The following is a 7344-nucleotide window of genomic DNA, read 5'->3' on the forward strand; positions in this document are numbered from 1 at the left end:
CATAAGCCGATGAGTCATAAGCATTTCACTAGAACTCGACGGCAAATGCAGACACCATAGCTGCAACAGCCTCACACCCTGGAGTCCGTCCGCGTGTCGCAACACAAGCCTGATCTTCCCCCCGAACTTCGCCCTCTGGCCGAGATGCCGCTGCTCAAGCGCCTGGCCGCCCGATTCTTTGGCCACGGCCTTACACGCTTGCGTGCTCAGCACCGCGCCTCCTGGCTGCACGGCCAGGCTGACGGCTTTCGCAGCGGGCACACCGCCGGGGTGGAGTACGGCTATAAGGAAGGCCGGCTCGAAGGGCTGGAAGAAGGCCGGCAAGTGTTGCTGATTCGCGATTCGCGCAGCACCGAGCATCGTCCGCCGAACATCGATGATCATCTGTTCGACGACTGGCGCCTGCCGCTCACTGCCGACCTGAAGAAACGCATGAAGGCCGACGTCGCTCGTCTGCTGCCAGCCCACGCGCAACCCAGCGCCGCCCAGTGGAAGATGATCTTCAGCGACACACCGTCCACATCCGTGATCGCCGGCGCCGGCGCGGGCAAATCGACCACCCTGGCGCTGCGCATCGTGTTGCTGACGCAGTACCTGGGATTCGAGTTGAGCTCCATGACCGTGGTGACCTTCACCCGCGAGTCGCGCAAGGACTTCATCAATAAGCTGATCGAACTGTTTGCCCTGTGGCAGCGAATCCTGAGCTTCAAGGAAGCCCGGGATCTGGTGCGCACCTTCCACTCACGGATTCTGCCAATGGTCCGCAGCCTGCCGGGCTTCGAGCGCCTGCAGGCGTTCGAGAACCTGAGCTTTCGCGAACAGAATGGTGATTTGGAGGCAGACAGCAATCCCTTCGATCTGCGCATCAATGATGCCCAGCGCCAGCAACTCAACGCCTGTTACCACGCCTTGCATACCCGCGACGAACGCTTTCGCGAATTGATCAAACCCTTGTCGCGCCACGCCTTGCAGCTCAAGGAACTGGAGCGTGATCACCCGGACGTGCAAAAACGCGTGGCGGTGACCGAACTGGCGGCCAAGCGCGATGAAGAGCTATGCGACCTGGTCGAGGATTTGTGGATTCGCGCAAAAGCCTGGCCAATCAAGGGGATAGAGCCGAAACGTCAGACTTTCGATATCAATGGCTCTACCTTCCACTGTCACGGTTACATCCCGTCGCTGGACGCCTGGGTGGTGTTGGGGTTCGATCCACGGGAAAACCCTCAGGTGACCCGCCCCAATGGCAAACTCACCGTGCGCGCAGAATGGGCTGTAAAACGCACCCTGTTTCAAGCTTTCTGTCGTAAGCCTTTGATATGGCTAGATAGTTATGAGTCTTCGAAGCGTGTTTTGGCCTCGCTGGCCGGTGACGCCAGCGCCGGGCCGGGTTTCGATTACAAGGTCAAGGGCGAGCTGGCTTCGGCGCCGTTGCTGGACTGTTTTGTCGCGGCTGCCGGGTTCATGGAAAACCTGGGGCTGGATGTGCCGAGCGCTGTCAGTCAGATGAGTTTCAGCAAGGATGATCCGGACCGGTTTTTCTTCGAGGCCTTGAGCCTGTATTGGCGCGCGCTGGAAGACCATCTGCTGGACCAGAAGCCGCCGATCATGACCTATAACCGCATGTTCGCCCTGTTCAGCGAACATTCGCCGGAGAACCTCAAGCTGCTCAGCGATGAACTGCTGCGCCCGTTGTCGCACTTGATGATCGACGAGTTTCAGGATGTATCGCCGCAGATCGTCTCCTGGATCCGCGCCAGCCTCGCGGAAATTCGCAGTCGCGGTCCGGCCATGCATGTGGGACGCGGTGCCCAGCGCTCGTCGCTGCTGTGCGTCGGCGACGACTGGCAATCGATTTACGGCTGGCGCGGCAGCTCGCCGAGTTATTTCATGGAGTTCAACAAGACCTTCTCTTCGCCGAGCACCACCAAGGTCATGCTCAGCGACAACTACCGCAGCCACCAGCACATCATCGATGCCGCCGAACACATTGTGCGCGCTGCGCCGGCCATTCCCGGCAAAAAGGCCAAGGCCAGCGGCGAGCCGAGAGCGTTGATACCGGTGAATGTGCTCGACCGCGACGATCAGGGCATGGCCAAACGATTGATGGAGCACTACCGACAGGGCGATTCAATTCTGATGCTTTATCGAAAAAGCAGCGATAAGTTATTGATTGAAGAGCATATTCAGTCTGTAGTTAATGTAGATTCTAGCTTGCCCCAGGAGGCTCGCCGCCTGAAGCAATTGACCTATCACAGTGCCAAGGGGCTGCAGGCCGACGCGGTGTTTCTGCTGGGTGATTGCCAGCACCTGACCAGCTCGCCCTACAAGAATCAGGTGTACCGCATGGCGGGTCTGGGCAAGGCTGGTGATAGCGAGGCGTACGACAATGCGCAGAAAGACGAGATCCTGCGTCTGGCTTACGTGGGCATTACCCGGGCGGTGAGCCATTGCTACTGGTATGTGGACGCCCAGGACACCCAGGCTGCGAACACCCCGAAGGCATCGGACCGAATCGGCAAGGGCAAGGCATTCTTTGCCGATCATCGGCAGGCCGGGATCCCAGGCTGATCATCCACAAAAAAGCCCACACTCGGTGGGCTTCTTCACAGGGCCATCCAGCCGTCAGGCATAACTTCTGAGGGCCACTGGCGGTATGAAGGCTTCAAGCTCAGCCTCCACCGCTTCGATTATTCGTTCGACATCGGCGGCATTCATCACCGTTGCACAAGGGATGCCGGCAATGGCGATCATGGTCTCGCCACTTTCGCGATCAAACAGACGGGCGATCATGCTGCCCGGCGCGTCCATGCTCGCCTCGAAACCCATGGGATGAAAATGCCAGCGCATCAGCTGGCAGGCGTTTGGAAAAGTGACTTTGCTAAAACCTTTATTCATGTGTTGCCCGCCTTCTTCATCGAGCGCTTCCATTAGCTCACGGTAGGAGGGAAGAACCTTCATGGCTCAACCAGTGACAGACTGTAAAAGTAGCATTGGCGTGTGAAATAAATGTGTTTTTTTCAGGCCGTTTGGCGATTGCTCACATTTTTTTGATACAGGTCACTGTTTGCGGCTGTGGCGCCAGACGGCTCGACCATTGAAGGTGGGGGCAAACTTGGGCAAGCTCGGTTTTTTATGTCGAGTCTTTCCATGCAAGCCGAGGATGATGGCCCGCTGCAAACCCAGGCCACGGGCGAAACGGTCATGCAGTATCACTTGCGCTGGAAACACCGGGACCTGGACGGGGTCATGGCGCTGTATCACCCGGATATCCAATACAGCGACTTTTTTCAGAATCGGGTGATGGGCCTGGATGAGTTGCGCGAGTACGTGCGCAACAGCATGCCCCGCGATCCCGACGAAGCGCTGGAGCACTCCGATCGCATCCGCCTGGACGGCAATACCGCGTTCATTCAATACCGGATCACGTTGCGTGGCGGTGAAGGCCTGGTGTCATTTCGCGCCAGCGAGGCGATCACGGTGCGCGACGGGCTGATCTGGCGGGTCAACGAATACGCGTCCCTGGTCCACGAGCAACCGCCGCCCAAGGCCAATGGGACCCAACAGCGCCCGGCAGCCAGTCGGCTGGGCCTGTCACCGCGCCAGTTGAGCTTCATGGCCGACGACTTGCAGCAGTATTTCCAGCGCCAGCAACCTTACCTCGACCCTGACCTCGACCTGCAGCGGGTGGCGAAGGAGTGCGGATACAGCCGCAATCAGATTTCCTACCTGCTCAATCAGGTGCTGGGCCAGAGCTTCTATCGCTACGTCAACCAGGCGCGTCTGCAGCACTTGCTGGCAGCGCTGGATCAGGCCACGCCGCCGGTGCGCATCGATGAACTGGCGTTCGCCGCCGGCTTCAACTCGCTGTCGGCGTTCTACAGCTGCTTCCGCCAGCACACGGGGCAGTCGCCCAAGGCCTACGTCAAACAAATTTCTTTGCGTGCACGCGCGCAAGACAACCCCTGAAGCCACGCACTAGGATCGACGCCATCGAAGTTTGAGTGGCGGGGTTTGGGATGACGGCGTGGCGCACGATCAGTTTATGGATGGACCAGCTCGACGAGCCGTTGCAGGCCCGTGGGGCGCTGGAGCGGGACCTGGATGTCGACGTGGCGATCATCGGCGCCGGCTATACCGGGCTGTGGACCGCGTACTACCTCAAGCGCCAGGCGCCGGAGCTGAACATCGCCATCCTCGAGGCCCAGACCGCCGGTTTTGGCGCCTCGGGCCGCAATGGCGGCTGGCTGATGGGCAATCTGCTGGGGGAGGATAGGTTGCTGGCCGACTCTTCGCCCGAACAACGCCGTGCTTCCTACGATCTGTTGCACAGTATTCCAGATGAAGTTGAGATCGTCCTGGAACGCGAGGGTATCGCCTGCGATTACCGCAAGGGTGGGGCGCTGTATTGCGCCGCTCGCTACCCGGAGCAGCAAGACAGCCTGCGCCAATACCTGGACAAGCTCTACCGTCAGGGTCTGAACGAAAGCGATTACCGCTGGCTGAGCCCGGAACAATTGGCCCAACAGATTCGCGTCGCCAAGCCCTACGGCGGTATCTATGCGCCCCATGTCGCCACCTTGCACCCGGCCAAACTGGTGCGGGGCCTGGCGCGGACCGTGGAGCGCATGGGCGTCAAGATCTACGAAAACAGCCCGGTGACCCAATGGCAGTCCGGCAGCCTGCGTACTGCAAAAGCCTCGGTGCGCAGCCGATGGGTGGTCCCGGCGGTGGAGGGGTATTCGGTCACGCTGCCACCGCTGGGGCGTTATCAGTTGCCGGTGCAGAGCCTGATCGTCGCCACCGAGCCGCTGTCCGCAGCCACCTGGGACGAGATCGGCCTCAGTCGTGGCCAGGCGTTCAGTGAAAGCAGCCGCCAGGTGACCTACGGCCAGCGAACCGCCGATAACCGTCTGATCTTCGGCGCTCGGGGTGGTTACCAGTTCGCCGGCAAATTGCGCCATGACTTCGACCTGACCCGCAGCGAAATCGAGTTGCGCCGCTACCTGTTCGGCGAACTGTTCCCGCAACTCAAGAATGTGCAGATCACCCATGGCTGGGGCGGCAACCTGGGCATGTCCCGGCACTTCAAACCGCACATGCTCTGCGACCGGGCCAGCGGTATTGCCCTGTCCGGCGGCTATGGCGGGGAGGGTGTCGGTGCCAGCAACCTGGGCGGGCGCACCCTGGCTGACTTGATCCTCGGGCGCGACACGGAGCTGGTTCACCAGCCCTGGGTCATCCCCCAGGGCGGTCTCGACGCGCTCAGGGCCTGGGAGCCCGAACCCTGCCGCTGGCTCGGTTACAACGCGATCATCCGCAGCTTCGTCCACGAAGACCAGACCCTGGCCAATCCGGCCACCGCACCCTGGCGGCGCAAGCTCGCCAGCGGGGTCGCGGGGTTCATGGAAGGGTTCATGCACTGAAGATTTTATTCATAAAAACAGGTAGTCCCATGAGCATCACGCAATTGAAGAACACCGCCACCCTCAAGCTGCAAGAGTCGAACCCGGTGGCCGTGCCGTTGGGCACGCCCGTAGCGGTGGCGTCGACCACCAGCGTCGAGCGCGACGACGGCGTCGAAACCGGCGTCTGGGAATGCACTCCCGGTCGCTGGCGGCGGCAGATCGTTGCCCAGGAGTTCTGTCACTTCATCCAGGGTCGCTGCACCTTCACCCCCGATGGCGGTGAAACCCTGCACATACAAGCGGGCGACGCCCTGATGTTGCCGGCCAACAGCCTCGGCATCTGGGATATCCAGGAAACTGTGCGCAAGAGCTACGTGCTGATTTTTTGATCCTTTGATCCTTTGATTGCCTGCCAACAACAAAACCTATACAGGAATCGACTCATGCTGCGAAAGACACTGACCCTGGCCCCGCTGATGCTTGCTGCTTCAATCAGCCAGGCGGCGGAAAACGTCAAGATCTACAACTGGTCGGACTACATTGCGCCCGACACCACGAAAAACTTCCTGAAAGACACCGGCATTGCCTTCACCTATGACGTCTATGACAGCAACGAGACCCTGGACGGCAAGTTGATGACTGGCAGATCCGGGTATGACGTGGTGTTTCCATCCAACCATTTCATGGCCCGGCAGATCGAAGGCAAGGCGCTGAAGAAGCTCGACAAGAGTCAGTTGCCGAACTGGAAGAACCTCAACCCGGTGTTGCTCAAGGCCTTGCAGTCCAACGATCCGGGCAATGAACATGGCTTTCCGTACCTGTGGGGCAGTACCGGTATCGGCTACAACGTTGCCAAGGTCAAGGCAGTGCTCGGCGACAACGCGCCGGTGGATTCCTGGGACCTGATCTTCAAGCCGGAAAACATGGAGAAGCTGCAGAAATGCGGGGTGGCCATCCTCGACAACGGCCCGGAACTATTGCCTGCTGCTCTGAATTATCTGGGACTGCCGCACCACAGCAAGCATCCCGAGGACTATAAAAAGGCCGAAGCTTTGCTGATGAAAGTCCGGCCGTATGTGAGCTACTTCCACTCTTCGAAGTACACCAGTGATTTGGCCAACGGCGACATCTGCGTGGCGGTGGGTTTCTCCGGCGACATCCTGCAAGCGGAGAACCGTGCAAAAGAAGCCAAAAACGGCATCGACATCGGCTACGCCATTCCCAAGGAAGGCGCCGCGATCTGGTTCGACATGGTCGCCATGCCCGTCGACGCCCCGGACGAAAAGGCTGGCTACGCGTTCATGAACTACCTGCTGCGCCCGGACGTCATGGCCAGCATCACCAACTACGTGCACTACGCCAACGGCAACGAACAGGCCGACAGCCTGATCGACCCGGCGATCAAGAACGACACCAAGGTCTACCCGAGCCCGGACATGATGGGCAAACTGTTTGCCCTGGAAGCGATGCCGCTGAACATCGACCGGATTCGCACACGGGTGTGGAACAAGATTCGGACGGGGAGCTGATTGCGCGGCGCCAGTCATGACGCCATCGCGAGCAAGCCCGCTCCCACAGGAGGGCGTGGCGTTCCCAGGTCATGTTGGCGCCACCGAAAACTGTGGGAGCGGGCTTGCCCGCGAAGGCGTCGGCAGGGTCAGCATTATTGTTGGCTGACCCACCGCTTTCGCGAGCAAGCCCGCTCCCACAAGGAGGGCAGTGCCGTTCCCAGGTCATGTTGGCGCCACCAGAAACTGTAGGGCTTGCCCGCGAAGGCGTCGGCAGGGGCAGCATTATTGTTGGTAGAGCCACCGCTTTCGCGAGCAAGCCCGCTCCCACAGGAGGGCGTGTCGTTCCCAGGTCATGTTGGCGCCACCGAAAACTGTAGGAGCGGGCTTGCCCGTGAAGGCGTCGGCAGGGTCAGCATTATTGTTGGCTG

The 7344-nt window shown here is 60.1% G+C and carries 6 protein-coding genes; 5 read left to right on the forward strand and 1 reads right to left on the reverse strand.

All coding sequences use genetic code 11. The features are described from left to right. Positions 1–93 precede the first annotated feature (93 nt). Entirely contained in the window at positions 94–2568 is a 2475-nt protein-coding gene (locus tag B0W55_RS20505; RefSeq protein WP_077047743.1) for a UvrD-helicase domain-containing protein, read from the forward strand. Between the two features lie 54 nt (positions 2569–2622). On the opposite strand, the gene B0W55_RS20510 is transcribed toward B0W55_RS20505, so the two are convergent. After that, entirely contained in the window at positions 2623–2895 is a 273-nt protein-coding gene (locus B0W55_RS20510; RefSeq protein WP_077047748.1) for a DUF1652 domain-containing protein, read from the reverse strand. 252 nt (positions 2896–3147) lie between these two features. Between B0W55_RS20510 and B0W55_RS20515 the strand changes: the two genes are divergently transcribed. From B0W55_RS20515 to B0W55_RS20530, 4 genes are read left to right on the forward strand one after another with little or no spacing between them, the layout of a single operon-like run. Then, the gene (locus tag B0W55_RS20515) at positions 3148–3966 is read left to right on the forward strand and encodes an AraC family transcriptional regulator (RefSeq protein WP_077047744.1); all 819 of its coding nucleotides are present in this window, start codon (positions 3148–3150) and stop codon (positions 3964–3966) included. Between the two features lie 50 nt (positions 3967–4016). Further along, positions 4017–5423, forward strand: a complete 1407-nt coding sequence (locus B0W55_RS20520; protein ID WP_077047745.1) for an FAD-binding oxidoreductase — start codon at positions 4017–4019, stop codon at positions 5421–5423. Between the two features lie 29 nt (positions 5424–5452). Continuing rightward, positions 5453–5794, forward strand: coding sequence for a cupin domain-containing protein (locus tag B0W55_RS20525; protein ID WP_077047746.1), 342 nt, complete (start codon positions 5453–5455; stop codon positions 5792–5794). A 54-nt stretch (positions 5795–5848) separates the two neighbouring features. Further along, positions 5849–6934 (forward strand): polyamine ABC transporter substrate-binding protein, encoded by a 1086-nt coding sequence (locus B0W55_RS20530; protein WP_077047747.1) that lies wholly within the window; start codon positions 5849–5851, stop codon positions 6932–6934. Positions 6935–7344 lie beyond the last annotated feature (410 nt).

Source organism: Pseudomonas sp. KK4 (genome assembly GCF_001984065.1).
Lineage (GTDB): Bacteria > Pseudomonadota > Gammaproteobacteria > Pseudomonadales > Pseudomonadaceae > Aquipseudomonas.